A 16807-nucleotide genomic window follows, 5' to 3' on the forward strand; every position below is an offset into this window, starting at 1 on the left:
GCCACGCGCGACGATGCGATCCGCATTCTCGGCATCGAACCCGATCGCGTCGTCAACATCGCCGGCGCCGCCAGCAGCATCTTCCGCCGCCTGGCGCACCATGAATGCGCCGACACCGCCCGCTTCGGCATCAGCCGCCCCTTCGTGCTCTATACCGGCAATGTCGACTACCGCAAGAACATGGACGGCATGCTGCGCGCCTATGCCGCACTCCCCGCACCGCTGCGGCAAGCCCACCAGCTCGTGCTCAACCAGGTCGGCAACCTCGACGACTTCCGCCGCCGCACACAGGCCCTCGGCCTGGCCGATGATGAAGTCGTCGTCACCGGACACATCTCCGACCACGACCTGATCTCCCTCTACAACCGCTGCAAGGTCTTCGTCTTCCCTTCGCTCTACGAGGGCTTCGGCCTGCCCGCGCTCGAGGCCATGGCCTGCGGCGCGCCCGTCATCGCCGCCAACAACTCGTCCATTCCCGAAGTCATGGGCCGCAGCGACGTGCTGTTCGATGCCAAGGATACGGCCGCCATCACCGCCGCCCTGCAGCATGTGCTCACCGACGACGCCTGGCGCGAGGAACTGGCCGCCTACGGCATCGAGCGCGCCAGGGACTTCAGCTGGGAACGCACCGCCACCCTGGCATGGCAGGCCATCGAGCAGCGCCTGGCCAACCGCGCCACCCAGCCACTGCGGCATCATGTGCCGCTGGCCCGCGCGCGCATTGCCGTGGCCTGCCCGATGCTGCCCGGGGCGCGTGCCACGCTGCACTGCCAGGACGTGCTGCCCCGGCTGGCCGAACACATNGCAACCGCTGCGGCATCATGTGCCGCTGGCCCGCGCGCGCATTGCCGTGGCCTGCCCGATGCTGCCCGGGGCGCGTGCCACGCTGCACTGCCAGGACGTGCTGCCCCGGCTGGCCGAACACATGGATATCGACCTGTTCGTCGATGACGCCGCCTTGCAGGAGGTTGCGCCGGTGCCGGGCTGCCGGATGCTGCCGCAGGGCGAGCTGGCGTCGCGCCGCGTGCTCTACGATACCGTGGTTTACCAGCTCGACAACCATGCCAGCCATGCCGCCATGCTGCCGCTCATCGAGCAGTCCGGCGGGCTGGCGGTGCTGCATGACGTGGCGCTGGCCGAGCCGGTGCTGGCGCTGTCGCGGCAGCCGGGCAAGGAGGTTGTATTGCAGCAGGAAGTGCTGTATTGCCATGGGCTGCAGGGCTGGCTGGCTTGCCTGGAACGCGATGGCCAGCCGGCAGGCCTGACGCTCAACCGCCGCATCATCGAAGGCGCGGACCGTCTGCTGGTGTTCGACCAGGCTCAGCTCGATGCCCTGCAGTCGGCCAATCCCGGCGCCTGGCTGCCGCCCGCGGCCGTGCTGCGCGGTGAAGGAGGCGTCGATATCGACACGTATCGCGCCGCCATCGCGTCCGCCATCGATGCCAGCCAGCGCCATACGTTGTCGAACCTGGCCGATGNCAGACCGTGCTGCAGCAGGAAGTGCTGTATTGCCATGGGCTGCAGGGCTGGCTGGCTTGCCTGGAACACGATGGCGTACCGGCAAGCGAGCTTGGCCTGACGCTCAACCGCCGCATCATCGAAGGCGCGGACCGTCTGCTGGTGTTCGACCAGGCTCAGCTCGATGCCCTGCAGTCGGCCAATCCCGGCGCCTGGCTGCCGCCCGCGGCCGTGCTGCGCGGTGAAGGAGGCGTCGATATCGACACGTATCGCGCCGCCATCGCGTCCGCCATCGATGCCAGCCAGCGCCATACGTTGTCGAACCTGGCCGATGCGCTGGCAGGCACTTCGCCCGGCGACGACCAGCTCCAGGCCATTGCCGCCCATGCCGCCAGCAACTGGCGCCTGCGCAAGCAGCCGCGCCTGCTCATCGATGTCACCCAGCTGGCCCGCTCCGACCTGGGCAGCGGCATCCAGCGCGTGGTGCGCAACATCGCCAGCGAGATCCTGCGCATGGCCAGCCCCGGCCAGCCCGTGGAACTGGTGCGCCAGCACGAGGGCAAGCTGTGGCGCGCCCCCGGTGTCGTGGCCTCGCTGTTCGGCGTGCCCGCCGACAGCCTGCAGGCGCTGGAAGTGACGGTGCAGCCGGGCGACACGCTATTGATGATCGATTCCTCCTGGGAGCAGTATGCCGACTTCGCCCCGGTGTTCCAGGCCGTGCGCCAGCTCGGCGGACGCATCGTCACCGTGGTGTACGACCTGATTCCGCTGCAGCTGCCGCATACCTGCATTCCGGCGCTGGTGCGGGTGTTCGAGAGCTGGTTCCCGCTGGCCGTGCAGCACAGCGACATGCTGTTGTGCATTTCCGGCGCGGTGGCCGATGAGGTGCGCGCCTATATCGCGAAACACCAGCTGCCCATGCCGCGTCAGCTGGAAGTGACGCACTGGCCGCTGGGCGCGGACCTGACCGTGCGCAGCAGCGAGTCGGCCGTGCGCGACGAGGTGCGGCGCATGCTGGAAGACACCGCCAACACCGCGAGTCCGCTGTTCCTGATGGTGGGCACGCTGGAGCCGCGCAAGGGCCATGCGTTTGCACTGCAGGCGTTCGAGCAGCTGTGGCAGCAGGGCAGCACGGCGCGGGTGTGCATGGCCGGCTCGATCGGCTGGCTCGATGCCCACACGCTCGATCACATCCGCACTCATCCCGAACTTGGCAAGCGGCTGTTCTTCATCGAACGCTTCACCGATGCCGAGATCAACCTGTGCTATGCGGCGGCGACCGGGCTGATCGCGGCCTCGGTGGCGGAAGGGTTCGGCCTGCCGATCGTGGAGGCGGCGCTGCACCGGGTGCCGGCGCTGGCGAGCGATATTCCGGTGTTCCGTGAAGTCGGCGGGGCCGGAGCGCGCTACTTCTCGCTGGAGCATCCGGGGCACCTGGCGCAGGCGGTGACGGAGTTTGCGGCGATGCCGGCCGAGCAGAGGCTGGAGATGGCGGCGCAGATTCCCACCGTGACCTGGAAGCAGAGCGCACGCGCCCTGCTCGACGTCATCGGCATCCAGTCGCCCTGATTTGCGATGAAGGCATTCCCGCCGGGCGGGCCACTTGCTCGCTTTGGAGCTGCAAGTCCCCGCCCGGCGAGATGCGTTGAACATCGTTGAATTTCGACACGCTCCGTCAGTCACCTGCGTGTATTAACAAGCCATCACAATGCGACTACTATTCGATCTCTTCCCTTGCCAGACCGTTTCGCGCTACCGCGGCATTGGCCGCTTCACGCAATCCCTCCTGGAAACGATGGCCCGGCTACGGGGCGGGCACGACATGTACGGGATTGCCAACGGACTGTATACGGCCAGCGCCAACGACTTGCGGCACTCGATCGGGGATCTCCTGCCGCGCAGCCATTTCGCCTGTTTTACCCACACGCCTATTTCCGGAACCCAGTTCGACAGCAATAGCGATTCCGCCGTTGCCACCGCGCTGATTCACCATGCCTACCAGGCGATAGCGCCGGACGCCATTCTCTATGCCGGCCTGTTCGAAGACGAACCCATTGTCGCCTTGCCGCACCGCTCCCTGCCAGCGATGATGCGCGTGGCGGTCGTCTACGATTTCATTCCCTGGCTGTTTCATTCCCATTACCTGGGCTCGCCGGTGGTCAGGAAGTGGTACGAGCGGCGGCTGGAGGCGCTGAAGGAGTTCGACCTCCTGCTGGCCATTTCCGATGCCACGCGCGACGATGCGATCCGCATTCTCGGCATCGAACCCGATCGCGTCGTCAACATCGCCGGCGCCGCCAGCAGCATNACAGATTCCCACCGTGACCTGGAAACAGAGCGCCCGCGCCCTGCTCGACGTCATCAAGGTCGATATTAAAACTTAAACAGGCGGTACAGGCGGGCGGGGCTAGGCGGCTTCAATTCAAATCGAAGACCAGCACTTCGGCTTGCCGCCCGTTCAGGATCTCGATCCGGTCTTCGCCGACTGCCTTCACCGCATCGCCTGCCTTGAGCGGCGTGCCGTTGATGCTGACCTCGCCCCGGGCAACGTGCACATAAACACGGCGCCCAGGCGACACGTCAAATGCGGCGCTTTCCATCCCATCGAACAAGCCCGCATACACCCGCGCATCCTGGTGAATCGTGACGGAGCCGTCGCTGCCGTCCGGACTCGCGATCAGGCGCAGCCGGCCCCGCTTCTCCTCAGGCTCGAAGCGCTTTTCCTCGTAGCCGGGCTGGATGCCGAAGCGGTTTGGCTCGATCCATATCTGCAGGAAGTGCGCCCGGCTGTCCTTGGAATGATTGAATTCGGAATGCATGATGCCGCGCCCCGCGCTCATGCGCTGCACGTCGCCGGGGCGGATTACGCTGCCGTTGCCCATGTTGTCTTTGTGCGCCAGCTCGCCTTCCAGGACATAGCTGATGATCTCCATGTCGCGATGGCCATGGGCGCCGAACCCGGTGCCGCCGTCGATACGGTCTTCGTTGATCACCCGCAACGGGCCGAAGGCCATGTGTTCCGGGTCGTAATAATCGGCGAAGGAAAAGCTGTGGTACGAATCCAGCCATCCGTGGTTCGCATGGCCCCGCTCCTCGCTCCTGCGCAGTTCGATCATGTTGGCATCCTTTCCATTGGGCAGTGGTGGCATTGGTGGCATGCATGCTATTCACGGCATTGCCGCCATCGAACCAGATTGGGATGATCCGCCGGCTTACAATGTCGGCAACCGCATCGGCACTTTCCGACGAATTCTATCCCCGCATGAACCAGACCGCTTACATCGGCCGCTTCGCCCCCTCCCCCACCGGCCCTCTGCACATGGGCTCGCTTGTCGCCGCGATGGCGAGTTATCTCGACGCGCGCATGCATCAGGGAACATGGCTGGTTCGCATCGAGGACATCGACGAGGCGCGCACGGTGCCGGGCGCGGACGAGGCCATCCTTCAATGCCTGCAGGCATTCGGCATGCGCTGGGACGGCGAAGTCGTCTGGCAGAGCCGCCGCAAGGCGCTGTACGAGGCCGCCTTCGCCCGCCTCGGCGGCCACGCCTATGCCTGCGGCTGTACGCGCAGGGAAATCGCGGATTCGCGCATCGGGGTGGCGAGCGACGGCGCAGCCGTGTATCCGGGAACTTGCCGCAACGGGTTAATGGAAGGAAAGGCTGCGCGCGCTTACCGGCTGCGCATTGCCGATGATTGCCGCATCGGCTTCGTCGACCGCTGGCAGGGCGAAGTGTCGCAGCATCTGCCATCCGAGGCGGGGGATTTCGTGCTCAGGCGGGCTGACGGTTTCTGGGCCTACCAGCTTGCGGTGGTGGTGGATGACGCCGACCAGCGGGTGACCGACATTGTGCGCGGCGCCGACCTGCTCGATTCCACGCCGCGCCAGATCTACCTGCAACGGCTGCTCGGCGCGCCGACGCCGCGCTACCTGCATGTTCCGGTGGTGACCAATGCGGCGGGAGAGAAGTTATCCAAGCAGACCGGCGCGCTGGCGCTGGATGTTGCGAAGCCATTGCCGGAACTTGTGCGGGCGGCCGCCACTCTGGAATTGCCGATGAACGGCGGCGTTGGCACGGTCGAGCAGTTTTGGCAAGCCGCGCTGCACGGCTGGCGCAGGCGGTTCGGGGATTGATACCGCCTGAAAATCGTTGATTGTTAGCTGTTGGACTAGCGCTTCTGCAGGCCGCCCAGCAGTGCCGCCACCTTGACCTTCGGCGGCTTGCCGTTGCCCTGGTCGGCTCCGTTGCCGTTGTCCGATTGCGGCGTCGGCGCGGCGGGTTCGTAAGGCTTCAGGAACCAGGGGTCGATCTTTTCCTTGCGCGGCGAATGGGAGCTGCGGCCATACTGGCTTGCGCCCCGGGGCGCGCTGCCGCCGGAGCGCTCTTCGCCTTCCTCGTGGCGCGGCGGCCTGCGGTCCGACGAACGCTGCGGCAGGAAACCGGTGAGCGTCTGGCGCGCAATGGTGTGCTTGATCAGCTTTTCAATGTCGGTCAGCAGCCGTGCATCCTTGTCGGTGAACAGGGAAATCGCATCGCCTGACGCGCCGGCGCGGCCGGTGCGGCCGATACGGTGGACGTAGTCTTCCGCGTTGTAAGGCAGGTCGAAGTTGATCACGCAGGGCAGTTCGGCGATATCCAGGCCGCGGGCCGCGACATCGGTCGCCACCAGCACTTCAATGGTGCCCTGCTTGAAGGCTTCCAGCGCCGCCATGCGCTCGGTCTGGGTCTTGTCGCCATGGATGGCCGACGCCTTGACGCCTTCCTTTTCTAGGTGCCGCGACAGGCGGGATGCGCCGATCTTGGTGTTGGAGAACACGATCACCTGCTTGAGGCCGCGCGTGCGGATGATGTGGGCCACCGCGTCCTGCTTGGCGTCTTCCTCGACCTTGAACAGCATCTGCGTGACGTTGTCGGCGGTGGCATTGCTGCGCGCGACTTCGATGGTGACCGGGTTCTTTAGGAAGCTGTTGGCCAGCTTCTTGATCTCGGGCGAGAAGGTGGCCGAGAACATCAGGTTCTGGCGCTGCTTCGGCAGCAGGTTGATGATGCGCTGCAGGTCGGGCAGGAAGCCCATGTCGAGCATGCGGTCGGCCTCGTCCATCACGAGAATCTGCGTCTGCGACAAGTTCAGCGTCTTCTGCTGCACATGGTCAAGCAGGCGGCCAGGCGTGGCGATCACGATCTCGACGCCGCTGCGCAGGGCCGCGGTCTGCGGCGCCATGTCGACGCCGCCGAAGATCACGGTGGAGCGCAGCGGCGTGTGGCGGGAGTAGGCCTTCACGTTGTCGGCGACCTGGTCGGCGAGTTCGCGCGTGGGCGTGAGGATCAGGGCGCGCACCGGGTGCCGTGCCGGCGATGCGCTGGTGCTGGCATGCGCGAGCAGCAGCTGGATGATGGGCAGGGAAAAGCCGGCGGTCTTGCCGGTCCCGGTTTGTGCTGCGCCCATGACGTCGCGGCCCTGGAGGACGATGGGAATCGCTTCCGCCTGGATCGGGGTCGGGTGAACATAACCTTGGTCGGCAAGCGCGCGCAAGATGTCGGGCGAGAGTCCGAAGTCTTCAAAGCGGACCGCAGGCGTGGCAGGTTGCGTGGGTGCTAACAGGGTGTCTGACATAATCGCTATCGATGGGCCGGATGGGCCGAGTGGTACGGTTAAGCACGGCATCCCGATGCGGCCTGGAAGCGTCGGATGCTTCAATGCCCCGGGTGCTTCGGGTGCTGTCTGTATGAACAACCCTTCATTATACGCCTGCGTTTATACACCGTTGTTTTGTCGACTTGATGACAGCAGGCTTGGAATGAAGAAAGATGAAATCGCGACTTTCTATGACCACGCCAAGGCGGAAAAATTGCAGAAAGTTTCAGTTCCGGCGCCAATATAATCCAGTTTTGGAATTTACTTTGCAATTTTTCCAATTATGGAATAAATTGATTTCATTCCATAGTATTCAGTGAAATTTCCATGGCTGTGCGTTATCCATATGTTGCAGCAGGTATCAGTCCGGACGCGATGTCCCCCGCCGCCATCCGCGCATTTGACAACATTGCGCGCCTGTGGCGGCTGGATATGGACATGCAGCTGGTACTGCTTGGAAATCCGCCGCGCTCGACTTTTTACAAGTGGAAGAAGGAGCCGGAAGCGGCACGCCTCGGACGCGATACCCTGGAGCGGATTTCCTACATTCTCGGCATCTACAAGGCGCTGCAGATTCTCCTGCCCGATCCCGAGGTGGCCGATCACTGGATCCACAAACCCAACAGTGCCTCCATCTTCGGCGGCAAAAGCGCCCTGCAGCGCATGCTTTCAGGCAATGTCGCGGATCTCTATGTCGTCCGCCAGTATCTTGATGCCATGCGCGGTGGTTGAATGACGTATCCGCTGGCGCGCATCGATTGGCATCCCGCCTATCGCATCATCCCTACCCGCTTCCCCACCATCAACCTGTTCGACCGCGTCGCGTCGGCCGAGGACTTCGATGCCCTGTACGCACTGGAAGCAATGACCAACGACCGCATTCGCGACGAGATCGGCGAGATCGAACTGGTACCGAAGGAAGAGCGGCTTTTCGGACCGGGATGCGGGCCGATCATGGCGGCGTTCACCCACCTGAATCCCGCAGGCAGCCGCTTCAGCGACGGCAGCTATGGCGTGTTCTACGCCGCCTTCCAGAAGCGGACCGCGATCGCCGAAACCACCTACCATCAGGGACGCTTCCTCAAGGCCACCAATGAAGGCCCGATACAGCTGCAGATGCGGGTCTATCATGTGGAGGTCGCGGGCTGGCTGCATGATCTGCGCGCACTGGAGCCGGATCACGCCGTCTATGATCCGCAAGCCTACGGCGTGGCGCAGGGGATCGGAAAATCGCTGCGCCAGGAAGGTGCCAACGGCTTGGCATATCGCAGCGTAAGGGACCCGGACGGACAGTGCATCGCCGCGTTTCGCACCGCCATCCTCTCCAACTGCCGGCATGGCAGCCAGATGCTTTATCAATGGGATGGGGCGGGGTTTTCGGGGGTGTATGAGAAGGTGATGTGAACGGCTAGGCCTTCATCATTTCCTGGCAAGTACTGGGCTGCACTCGCCCCATTCTTGAAAATAAAAGTTCTCTGAGAATTGTCGCATCAGTTTCAGCGAATCCTTTTCCAAAGCCTGAAGACCAGCCAAATGCAAAGCGTAATGCAGCACGATACGACAAACGAGTACGAGAGAACAAGAATGTCTGTTTTGTCTTCGATATTGAACCCGGCAAGAAGGCGGCTTGCAATCCAGTTGTTGACCGGCTCAGGCGGGACAGGGAAAAAACCTTCAGGATTCCGGTTCCAGATAGCGCCGTAACAGAATAAAAGCAGAACAAGCCAAGCCAACAATCCCACGACTTTGAAGACAGCTTTCATGACACGACCGTGACTTTTCCAAATGCGAGAATTTCGCTGTTGGGTACCTTTTCAAGCACGCTGTGCTTGAGCATGTGACTGATCCTCATAAAGTCGGTGCTGCTATCAATCGTAATGCAACCCTCACTAATGCCAAGCGGGCCTTTCGGATGTAAACGAAATGCACCCTGCTTGACCTTGTTGCAAAATAATTCGTCATCAACTTTTCCGTCCGCAGCGTACAACGCGAACCATTCCTTTTTATTGTTTCCGCTCCAGAGTTCACGCAGCCATTCCAGCCTGCCACCTGATTCCCGTTGAAGAATGTAATTAGGTACCAACTGGTATGGGCCCATTACCTGACATGCATTGGAAACGCAGGTCGTTTCTGTAGTTGTCCATTCCGGAAAAAGCTGGAAAGGAAGACGCTCCGCATGTCAGAGCGCTTTTGGGCTTCCCATTCAATTTGAAACTCCAGGTCATCATTGCTTAGTCCTCCGATAAACCCAAGGATGCAAATTAATGTTTATTTTATCAATTATTTTTATGCAACAGATTTTGTGGCGATAGTCACGGAAGGATCCAAGTTAAAACGAGGAGCTCGTCCGATACATCGTCAGCGCATTATCAGGGTTGAGAGATAAGGCAATAAAGGTTGGAAAGGCGTGTGACGCCGTAGCACATCCAAATGCAATTCAAGCGAAGGCTCACGGAGACGAAGCAGTTATAAGACGAAGCGCTGTTGAAACTGCCTGAACATGAAGGGCGCAGTCCCTTGCTGATCGATACTTCCAAAATAAAAGGGTTACAGGAATCAACCTGTAACCCTTTGTCCTTGCAACATATTCTGGTGGGCCTCCCGTGAGTCGAACACGGCACCAACGGATTATGAGTCCGCTGCTCTAACCAAGCATGAGCTAGAGGCCCTGGAAGGCAGACATTTTATTCCAAAGAAGCACTATACAGCTAGGCTCATTTGCAACTTGCCAAGAAACTTTGAGCAAGCTGCAAGTGGTGGCCGGATGATTTGCATCGACCCGGCCGCCCTGCCTTAACTGCCTTCGAGGAAGCTCTTCAGCTTGTCGGAGCGGGACGGATGACGCAGCTTGCGCAGCGCCTTGGCTTCTATCTGGCGGATACGCTCGCGAGTCACGTCGAACTGCTTGCCGACTTCTTCCAGCGTATGGTCGGTCGACATTTCGATGCCGAAGCGCATGCGCAGCACCTTGGCTTCGCGCGGCGTCAGCGAATCGAGGACGTCCTTGACCACGCCGCGCATCGATGCATGCAGGGCCGCATCGGCCGGGGCCAGCGTGTTGTTGTCTTCGATGAAGTCGCCAAGATGGGAGTCGTCATCGTCGCCGATGGGCGTCTCCATGGAGATCGGTTCTTTCGCGATCTTCATGATCTTGCGGATCTTATCTTCCGGCATCTCCATCTTGATTGCCAGCGTCGCGGGATCGGGCTCGGCACCGGTTTCCTGCAGGATCTGGCGCGAGATGCGGTTCATCTTGTTGATCGTTTCGATCATGTGCACCGGAATACGGATGGTGCGCGCCTGATCGGCGATCGAACGTGTGATGGCCTGACGGATCCACCATGTCGCATATGTCGAGAATTTATAACCGCGGCGATATTCGAACTTGTCCACGGCCTTCATCAGGCCGATATTGCCTTCCTGGATCAGGTCGAGGAACTGCAGGCCGCGGTTGGTGTATTTCTTTGCGATGGAAATCACGAGACGCAGGTTGGCTTCCGTCATTTCGCGCTTGGCCTTGCGCGCCTTCATCTCGCCGGCCGCCATCTTCTTGTTGATGTTGCGAAGATCGGGCAGCGGCAGCACGACGCGCGCCTGCAGGTCGATCAGCTTTTGCTGAAGTTCCTTGATGGTCGGCACGTTGCGGCCAAGGACCGCGCTGTAGGAATGATTTCCCGAGACTTCGCCGTCGATCCAGTCCAGGTTGGTTTCGTTCCCCGGGAAGACCTTGATGAAATGCGCGCGCGGCATACCGCAGCGATTGACCGCGACATCGAGGATCTGCTTCTCGATGTGGCGCACTTCATCGACCTGGCCGCGCAGGGTATCGCAAAGCTTTTCGACGAATTTCGCGGTGAAGCGGATCGACAGCAGCTCGTTAGAAATCGTTTCCTGGGCCTTGACGTAGGGCTTGGAGTTATAGCCCTCCTTCTCATAGGCCTTGCGCATCTTGTCGAACTGGCTCGAGATTTCCTCGAACTTGGCGAGCGAATCGCGCTTGAGCTGTTCGAGCTGCTCCGCGGAGAAGCCGGCAGCACCGCCGCCGCTGTTGTCTTCTTCCTCTTCGTCTTCCTCGTCTCCTTCCTCGTCCTCTTCCTCTTCCTCGGAGGCGACGACGGGCGGAGGCGCAACTTCTTCAGAGGCATTCGGGTCGACGAGTCCATCCACGATCTCGTCCACCTTCATCTCGTCCTTCTCGATACGGGAAGCGGCCGCCAGGATTTCGGCGATCGTGGTCGGGCAGGCGGAGATCGCCTGGATCATGTCCTTGAGGCCGTCTTCGATGCGCTTGGCAATCTCGATTTCGCCTTCGCGCGTCAGCAGCTCGACCGAACCCATCTCACGCATGTACATGCGGACCGGATCGGTGGTGCGGCCGAAGTCGGAATCGACCGTCGACAGCGCGGCTTCCGCGGCGGCCTCGGCATCATCGTCGCTGGCGCCGGAGGCAACGCTGTCGGACAGCAGCAGCGTTTCGGCGTCCGGCGCCTGCTCGTACACGGCAATGCCCATGTCGTTGAAGGTGCCGATGATGCCGTCGATGGCTTCGGGGTCAACGATGTTTTCGGGCAGGTGGTCATTGATTTCCGAGTAGGTCAGGAAGCCCCTGTCCTTGCCCAGCTTGATGAGCGACTTGAGCTTCTGCCGGCGCTGCTCGAGTTCCTCTTCCGAAGCCTCGCTGTCGGAGAATGCATCCTTGAGCAAGGCCTTTTCCTTGGCCTTGCGGTCCTTGGCCTTGGCCTTGTCGGCCGCCTTGAGCTCGGCGCGTTCGACAGCGTTGAGCGCCGCGACTTCATCGTTTTCGGGCTGGAAGTCCTTCGGTTTGCGACCGCGACGGCCCGGCACCTTGACTGATGGCAAAACATATCCGGACGTGTCGATGGCAGCCAACGCCGCGGCATCGGTTGTCTGGCTGACCGCCATTACTTTGCTCTCCGACTTGGCTTCCGCCGCCGGCGCGACCTTGGCTGGCTTGCTGGCTGTCTTGGGTTCGGTTTTCTTGTTTGTCACGGGTTCTTTCAATTTCTCGGGAGCCGTCGGTTCGGCGGCTCTGGATGAAGGTTTCGCCTTTGACATGCTTGCAGTCGCGGTCGTCGGCGCTACTTTGGCGACGTCTTTCGTCGCGGCTTTGTTCGGCGTCTTTGCCTTGCTTGCGGATGAGGCGGAAGCGGTCTGCTTTTCGGCGGGCTTTGCCATCGACTTGCCGGAGGCAGACTTAGTTGCAGCCGAAGCGGCATTTTTTGCCGTTACACTCGAATTCGCGGTTTTTTTCATTGCGTTTGCCATGGAATCACTACCAACTGGACTACCCTCGTGCGCCGAGTGAATTAAGCTTGGTGGAGCCGATTTGCAATCCTGGCTCGGCATTCGCCCGCGCTGCATGTTCTCGATCATTTTGCCGGCCAAAGGCCGAAAAACACCCTAAGACCTTGAATCAAAAGCTTTTAATGATAGCATACAGCGCAATGTTTCTCCAATTCAAAGCCATGTTGTCAACTACCGCGATGTTGCTTCGACCTCTGCCTGTCTTCGGAGTTGCTCCTGCTGCTGCATCAATTCCCGATAACGGTTACGCGCCTCTTCTGTTGACAGGCCGGTGCTTGCGAGCCGTTCCATCTCCGCTTTCAATACTTGCATTTTAGTCTGTCGTATAGCTCCGGCAAGCTCAAGACGGGCCGCTTCCGGCTCGGACTCGACCTCCGCGGCGATCTCCCCGATCAGGGAATCAAAGTCGGCAGCGGCCGATTTCAATTGCTCGGCGAGTGCCGCGAAGTGGGCGTTGTCGCCCAATGCCCAGCACGCTTCTAGCAGCTGCGTGAGCATGGCCGCATTGTCCGGCGAAAGCTGCGCCACTGCGTCGATTGCCGCCTGATCCACTCCCGCAGCCAGGGCCGGATGCGCGACGAGCAGGCGGATCATCTGCCGTTCCAGGCCCATCGGCGGCGTGCGCTTGGTGCGCGGCGGCGCAACGCGGGTTCGGGCAACAGGCTGGGCCAGCTCGAACAATGCCTCGATTTCGGCGGGCGTGGTCTGGGTCATCTGCGCCAGGCCCCGCACGATCTGCAGGCGCAAGCCTGACGGCGGCATTGCCTGCAGCAGGGGCTTGGCTTCGAACTGGGCCCGCGCCCTTCCTTCAGGGTTGCTCAAGTCGTTATCCTGGGTGACTTCCTTGAGCAGGAATTGCGACAGCGGCATCGCGTCGCGCACCTGCTGTTCAAACGCCTGCGCACCGAACTCGCGCACGTAGCTGTCTGGGTCATGCTCGGCGGGCAGGAACAGATATTTCAGAGTCTTGTCGTCGCCGGCATAAGGCAGGCAGGCTTCCAGTGCGCGGCGCGCCGCACGGCGGCCGGCGGCATCTCCATCGAAACTGAAGATCACGTGATCCGTTTGCCGCAGCAGCTTTTGCACATGGGTACTCGTGCATGCGGTACCGAGCGTGGCTACGGCCTGCGGAAAACCCAGTTGCGCCAATGCAACAACATCCATGTAGCCTTCGGTTACCAGAACGTAGCCTGCTTCGCGAATGGCCTGCCGCGCCTCGAACAGGCCGTACAGTTCAAGACCCTTTTGAAATAAGGGTGTTTCCGGGGAATTCAAGTATTTGGGCTCGCCGCTCTCGAGTACGCGGCCACCGAACCCAATGACTTGGCCCTTGGTGTTGCGGATCGGGAACATGATGCGGTCGCGGAACCGGTCATAGCGCTTGCGGCCGCCGCCTTCCTCTTCGCTGCGATCGATGACGAGGCCCGCTTCCACCAGCGCCGGGGCATCGTAGTCCGAAAACACCGTGCGCAGGTTGTCCCAGCCGTCAGGAGCGTAACCCAGGCCGAAACGGGCGGCGATCTCGCCAGTCAATCCGCGATTCTTCAGATAGCCGATGGCATTCTGCGCGCCGCGCAATTCCTGCCGGTAGTAATCCGATGCCTTCATCATTGCCTCGGACAAGGCCATGCTTTTTGCCTGCACCTCGGCGCGCTGGGCCGGCGGCAGCTTGTCCTGTTCGGGAACGATCATGCCCACGCCCTGGGCAAGGTCCTTGACGGCTTCCACGAAGCCAAGGCCGGAATACTCGATCAGGAAACCGATTGCCGTGCCATGGGCGCCGCAACCGAAGCAATGGTAAAACTGCTTGGTCGGGCTGACAGTGAAACTGGGGGATTTCTCGTTGTGAAATGGGCACAAGCCCATGTAATTCGCGCCGCCCTTCTTCAATTGCACGTAACGACCGACAACATCAACGATGTCGACACGGTTGAGCAAATCCTGAATGAACGATTGTGGAATCACGGCGGTGCGGTTGGCAAGATGTCCTTGGGAATCCGGGCTGGATGACAGCAGCCCGGGCCGTGCAGCTCAGATGGAGACAAAGCGGCAATTTAAAAGTGTTGCCGCTGCTCCATGACATCGTCAAGCCGTGGACAAGGCCCGTTTTACCACGGCGGACACCGCCGTCATATCGGCGCGGCCGGCCAGCTTGGGCTTGAGCACGCCCATCACCTTGCCCATGTCCTGCGGACCTGCCGCACCGGTCTGGGCAATTGCCGCGGCGACCTCGCCGGAAATTTCGGCTTCCGACAATTCCGGAGGCATGTAAGCCGACAGCACGGCCAGCTCCGCTTTTTCAATGTCGGCCAGATCCTGGCGACCGCCCGCCTCGAACTGGGAAATGGAATCCCTGCGCTGCTTGATCATCTTTTCGATAATGGCGAGAACGTGGGCATCCGTCAGTTCGATGCGCTCGTCGACTTCCTTTTGCTTCATCGCGGCAGTCAGCAGGCGGATCGTTCCGAGCCTGCCGGTGTCCTTGGCGCGCATTGCCGCTTTCATGTCTTCGGTGATCTGCTCTTTCAGGCTCATTTTTTCTCCAGTAAGCAAGTCATTGCAGTCGGGGGAAGGAAAGCCGGCGGACCGCCGCGCCCCTCCATACCGAGAAGCAGGGAAGCGCATGCCAACCCGATATGCAATTAACAATTCATGTAAGCAACAAAACCCGCTGCGGCATGTTTCCGGAGCGGGTCGGCACATTACCGCACACTGAGTGCGGCAACGAAAATCAGTAGAGCTTCTTCGGCAGCTGCTGGCTGCGGATGCGCTTGTAATGGCGCTTCACGGCGGCTGCGAGCTTGCGCTTGCGCTCGGCGGTCGGCTTTTCGTAGAACTCACGCGCACGCAATTCTGTCAGCAAACCGGTTTTCTCAATGGTCCGCTTGAAGCGGCGCATGGCGACTTCGAACGGCTCGTTTTCTTTAAGGCGAATTGTGGTCATGTAAGTCTAACTCTAACCGAGGGTTTTATAAGGAAGACGGCGAGTATAGCAGCTTCGCTCGCCGAAGCAAAGATTTTCGTTTGGATGTCGCGGCGCGGCCAACTCCATTATGAAATCGACAAGCCGGCGGCCACACCGGAAGCCCATGCCCACTGGAAGTTGTATCCGCCGAGCCAGCCGGTGACATCGACCGCTTCCCCGATGAAGTGCAGCCCGGGCACCTTGTTTGTCATCATCGTCTGCTGCGAGAGTTCGCGGGTATCCACGCCGCCGCGCGTGACTTCGGCCTTGCGGTAACCTTCGGAACCGTTGGGCGTCAGCAGCCAGCGGTTGATGGATTCGCCGAGCTTGCGCAATTGCTTGTCCGGCATGTCGGCAAGACGGGCATCGGGCCGGACGCCGTTCAACGCCAGCATGCCTTCCGCCAGACGGCCAGGCAGCCACTGCGGCAGCAGGTTGCCGATATTCTTTTTTGATACGGCCTTGTTCTGAATGAGCGCTTCGGCAATATCGGTTTCCGGCACCAGGTTGACGGCGATCGGCGTGCCGGAGTCCCAGTAGCTGGAGATCTGCAGCACGCCCGGCCCGGAAAGGCCGCGATGCGTGAACAGCAGATCCTCGCGGAACTGCATGCGGGATTTCTTCTGGCCGGTTTCGATGTCGACTTCCAGCGCGATGCCGGACAAGGGGACGAACGGCTCCCAGGCATTGGCATCGAAAGTCAGCGGCACCAGTCCTGGCTTCGGATCGATCAGCTTGAGCCCGAACTGCTTCGCGATGCGGAATGCGAAATCGGTTGCGCCGATCTTGGGTATCGACAAGCCGCCCGTGGCGATCACGACATGGGCCGCATGGATCTGGCCGGCACTGGTATCGAGCCTGAAGATATCACCGTCCTTGCCGACGGCTTCGACGGTGCATGGCATGCGCCAAGCCACCTTGCCCGCATCGCATTCCGCCTTGAGCATGTCGATGATCTGCTCGGCGGAATGATCGCAGAAGAGCTGGCCCTTGTGCTTTTCGTGGTACGCGATGCGATAGCGCTTCACAAGCGCCAGGAAATCCTGCGCGGTATAGCGCGACAGGGCGCTGCGGCAGAAATGCGGATTGGCGGAAACATAATTCTGCGGCCCGGCATGCAGGTTGGTGAAATTGCATCGCCCGCCTCCGGAGATGCGGATCTTTTCAGCGAGCTTGGCGGCATGGTCGATCAGCACCACTTTCTTGCCGCGCTGGCCGGCGACGGCGGCACACATCATTCCGGCGGCGCCGGCGCCGATCACGGCAAGGTCAAACTGGTTTTGCATGGCTTGTTGAATTCAGACGAAGCCATGATTGTAAGCGCACCCTGCCTTATCCATTGAGATGCGTCGGACTCGCCCACGGCAAAAAAACGGCCACGAAGATACCGTGGCCGAAATGACATCTCTTGAACGAGGAGGA

Annotated in this window: 16 protein-coding genes and 1 tRNA gene; 7 read left to right on the top strand and 10 right to left on the bottom strand. The window is 61.0% G+C overall.

The window, feature by feature from the left end; all coding sequences use genetic code 11:
• The first annotated feature begins 189 nt into the window (after window positions 1-189).
• From RY831_RS13335 to RY831_RS33535, 3 genes are all read left to right on the top strand, one after another.
• Window positions 190-951 carry a glycosyltransferase family 4 protein gene (locus tag RY831_RS13335; protein ID WP_437126271.1) on the top strand — a complete coding sequence of 254 codons (762 nt, stop codon included), beginning with the start codon at window positions 190-192 and terminating at the stop codon, window positions 949-951.
• A 534-nt stretch (window positions 952-1485) separates the two neighbouring features.
• Window positions 1486-3027, top strand: a complete 1542-nt coding sequence (locus RY831_RS13340) for a glycosyltransferase family 4 protein (RefSeq protein WP_326506851.1) — start codon at window positions 1486-1488, stop codon at window positions 3025-3027.
• A gap of 139 nt (window positions 3028-3166) precedes the next feature.
• Window positions 3167-3835 (top strand): glycosyltransferase, encoded by a 669-nt coding sequence (locus tag RY831_RS33535; RefSeq protein WP_496196642.1) that lies wholly within the window; start codon window positions 3167-3169, stop codon window positions 3833-3835.
• Between the two features lie 40 nt (window positions 3836-3875).
• Here the strand turns inward: RY831_RS33535 and RY831_RS13345 are convergent, their stop codons facing one another.
• On the bottom strand, window positions 3876-4574 hold the full coding sequence (locus RY831_RS13345; protein WP_326507045.1) for a pirin family protein: 699 nt from the start codon (window positions 4572-4574) through the stop codon (window positions 3876-3878).
• Window positions 4575-4720: 146 nt separating this feature from the next.
• Between RY831_RS13345 and gluQRS the strand changes: the two genes are divergently transcribed.
• On the top strand, window positions 4721-5593 hold the full coding sequence (gene gluQRS / locus RY831_RS13350; RefSeq protein WP_326507046.1) for a tRNA glutamyl-Q(34) synthetase GluQRS: 873 nt from the start codon (window positions 4721-4723) through the stop codon (window positions 5591-5593).
• A gap of 35 nt (window positions 5594-5628) precedes the next feature.
• On the opposite strand, the gene RY831_RS13355 is transcribed toward gluQRS, so the two are convergent.
• A complete protein-coding gene (locus RY831_RS13355) occupies window positions 5629-7074 on the bottom strand; it encodes a DEAD/DEAH box helicase (RefSeq protein ID WP_326506852.1) in 1446 nt (481 codons plus the stop codon).
• A 348-nt stretch (window positions 7075-7422) separates the two neighbouring features.
• Here RY831_RS13355 and RY831_RS13360 point away from each other — a divergent pair, with 348 nt between their 5' ends.
• Together RY831_RS13360 and RY831_RS13365 are read left to right on the top strand one after the other, a co-directional pair.
• Window positions 7423-7827 carry an MbcA/ParS/Xre antitoxin family protein gene (locus RY831_RS13360; RefSeq protein ID WP_326506853.1) on the top strand — a complete coding sequence of 135 codons (405 nt, stop codon included), beginning with the start codon at window positions 7423-7425 and terminating at the stop codon, window positions 7825-7827.
• The gene (locus RY831_RS13365; RefSeq protein ID WP_326506854.1) at window positions 7828-8499 is read left to right on the top strand and encodes an RES family NAD+ phosphorylase; all 672 of its coding nucleotides are present in this window, start codon (window positions 7828-7830) and stop codon (window positions 8497-8499) included.
• A 92-nt stretch (window positions 8500-8591) separates the two neighbouring features.
• Here the strand turns inward: RY831_RS13365 and RY831_RS13370 are convergent, their stop codons facing one another.
• The 4 genes from RY831_RS13370 to rpoD form a co-directional block, all read right to left on the bottom strand.
• The gene (locus RY831_RS13370) at window positions 8592-8858 is read right to left on the bottom strand and encodes a hypothetical protein (RefSeq protein WP_326506855.1); all 267 of its coding nucleotides are present in this window, start codon (window positions 8856-8858) and stop codon (window positions 8592-8594) included.
• Window positions 8855-9193 carry a DUF2778 domain-containing protein gene (locus tag RY831_RS13375; RefSeq protein WP_326506856.1) on the bottom strand — a complete coding sequence of 113 codons (339 nt, stop codon included), beginning with the start codon at window positions 9191-9193 and terminating at the stop codon, window positions 8855-8857. The genes RY831_RS13370 and RY831_RS13375 overlap by 4 nt, the downstream gene beginning before the upstream one ends.
• Before the next feature lie 492 nt (window positions 9194-9685).
• Window positions 9686-9764 (bottom strand) — tRNA-Ile (locus RY831_RS13380).
• Between the two features lie 124 nt (window positions 9765-9888).
• Window positions 9889-12018, bottom strand: coding sequence for an RNA polymerase sigma factor RpoD (rpoD, locus tag RY831_RS13385; RefSeq protein ID WP_326506857.1), 2130 nt, complete (start codon window positions 12016-12018; stop codon window positions 9889-9891).
• Here rpoD and RY831_RS13390 point away from each other — a divergent pair.
• Window positions 11975-12421 (top strand): hypothetical protein, encoded by a 447-nt coding sequence (locus RY831_RS13390; protein ID WP_326506858.1) that lies wholly within the window; start codon window positions 11975-11977, stop codon window positions 12419-12421. The two genes, rpoD and RY831_RS13390, sit on opposite strands and share 44 nt — an antisense overlap.
• A 170-nt stretch (window positions 12422-12591) precedes the next feature.
• On the opposite strand, the gene dnaG is transcribed toward RY831_RS13390, so the two are convergent.
• The 4 genes from dnaG to RY831_RS13410 form a co-directional block, all read right to left on the bottom strand.
• Window positions 12592-14385, bottom strand: coding sequence for a DNA primase (dnaG, locus tag RY831_RS13395; protein ID WP_326506859.1), 1794 nt, complete (start codon window positions 14383-14385; stop codon window positions 12592-12594).
• 120 nt (window positions 14386-14505) lie between these two features.
• Window positions 14506-14955 (bottom strand): GatB/YqeY domain-containing protein, encoded by a 450-nt coding sequence (locus tag RY831_RS13400; protein WP_326506860.1) that lies wholly within the window; start codon window positions 14953-14955, stop codon window positions 14506-14508.
• A gap of 196 nt (window positions 14956-15151) precedes the next feature.
• Entirely contained in the window at window positions 15152-15364 is a 213-nt protein-coding gene (gene rpsU / locus RY831_RS13405; RefSeq protein ID WP_005665410.1) for a 30S ribosomal protein S21, read from the bottom strand.
• A gap of 107 nt (window positions 15365-15471) precedes the next feature.
• Window positions 15472-16671 carry a BaiN/RdsA family NAD(P)/FAD-dependent oxidoreductase gene (locus RY831_RS13410; RefSeq protein ID WP_326506861.1) on the bottom strand — a complete coding sequence of 400 codons (1200 nt, stop codon included), beginning with the start codon at window positions 16669-16671 and terminating at the stop codon, window positions 15472-15474.
• Between the last annotated feature and the right edge of the window lie 136 nt (window positions 16672-16807).

Source organism: Noviherbaspirillum album (assembly GCF_035916955.1).
GTDB lineage: Bacteria > Pseudomonadota > Gammaproteobacteria > Burkholderiales > Burkholderiaceae_D > Noviherbaspirillum > Noviherbaspirillum album.

Bases quoted from the DNA above. Each gene is read 5' to 3' on its own strand.
- RY831_RS13345 (WP_326507045.1), bottom strand. From the start codon at position 4,574: ATGATCGAACTGCGCAGGAGCGAGGAGCGGGGCCATGCGAACCACGGA.
- gluQRS (WP_326507046.1), top strand. From the start codon at position 4,721: ATGAACCAGACCGCTTACATCGGCCGCTTCGCCCCCTCCCCCACCGGC.
- RY831_RS13355 (WP_326506852.1), bottom strand. From the start codon at position 7,074: ATGTCAGACACCCTGTTAGCACCCACGCAACCTGCCACGCCTGCGGTC.
- RY831_RS13360 (WP_326506853.1), top strand. From the start codon at position 7,423: ATGGCTGTGCGTTATCCATATGTTGCAGCAGGTATCAGTCCGGACGCG.
- RY831_RS13365 (WP_326506854.1), top strand. From the start codon at position 7,828: ATGACGTATCCGCTGGCGCGCATCGATTGGCATCCCGCCTATCGCATC.
- RY831_RS13370 (WP_326506855.1), bottom strand. From the start codon at position 8,858: ATGAAAGCTGTCTTCAAAGTCGTGGGATTGTTGGCTTGGCTTGTTCTG.
- RY831_RS13375 (WP_326506856.1), bottom strand. From the start codon at position 9,193: ATGGGCCCATACCAGTTGGTACCTAATTACATTCTTCAACGGGAATCA.
- RY831_RS13390 (WP_326506858.1), top strand. From the start codon at position 11,975: ATGGCAGCCAACGCCGCGGCATCGGTTGTCTGGCTGACCGCCATTACT.
- rpoD (WP_326506857.1), bottom strand. From the start codon at position 12,018: ATGGCGGTCAGCCAGACAACCGATGCCGCGGCGTTGGCTGCCATCGAC.
- RY831_RS13400 (WP_326506860.1), bottom strand. From the start codon at position 14,955: ATGAGCCTGAAAGAGCAGATCACCGAAGACATGAAAGCGGCAATGCGC.
- rpsU (WP_005665410.1), bottom strand. From the start codon at position 15,364: ATGACCACAATTCGCCTTAAAGAAAACGAGCCGTTCGAAGTCGCCATG.
- RY831_RS13410 (WP_326506861.1), bottom strand. From the start codon at position 16,671: ATGCAAAACCAGTTTGACCTTGCCGTGATCGGCGCCGGCGCCGCCGGA.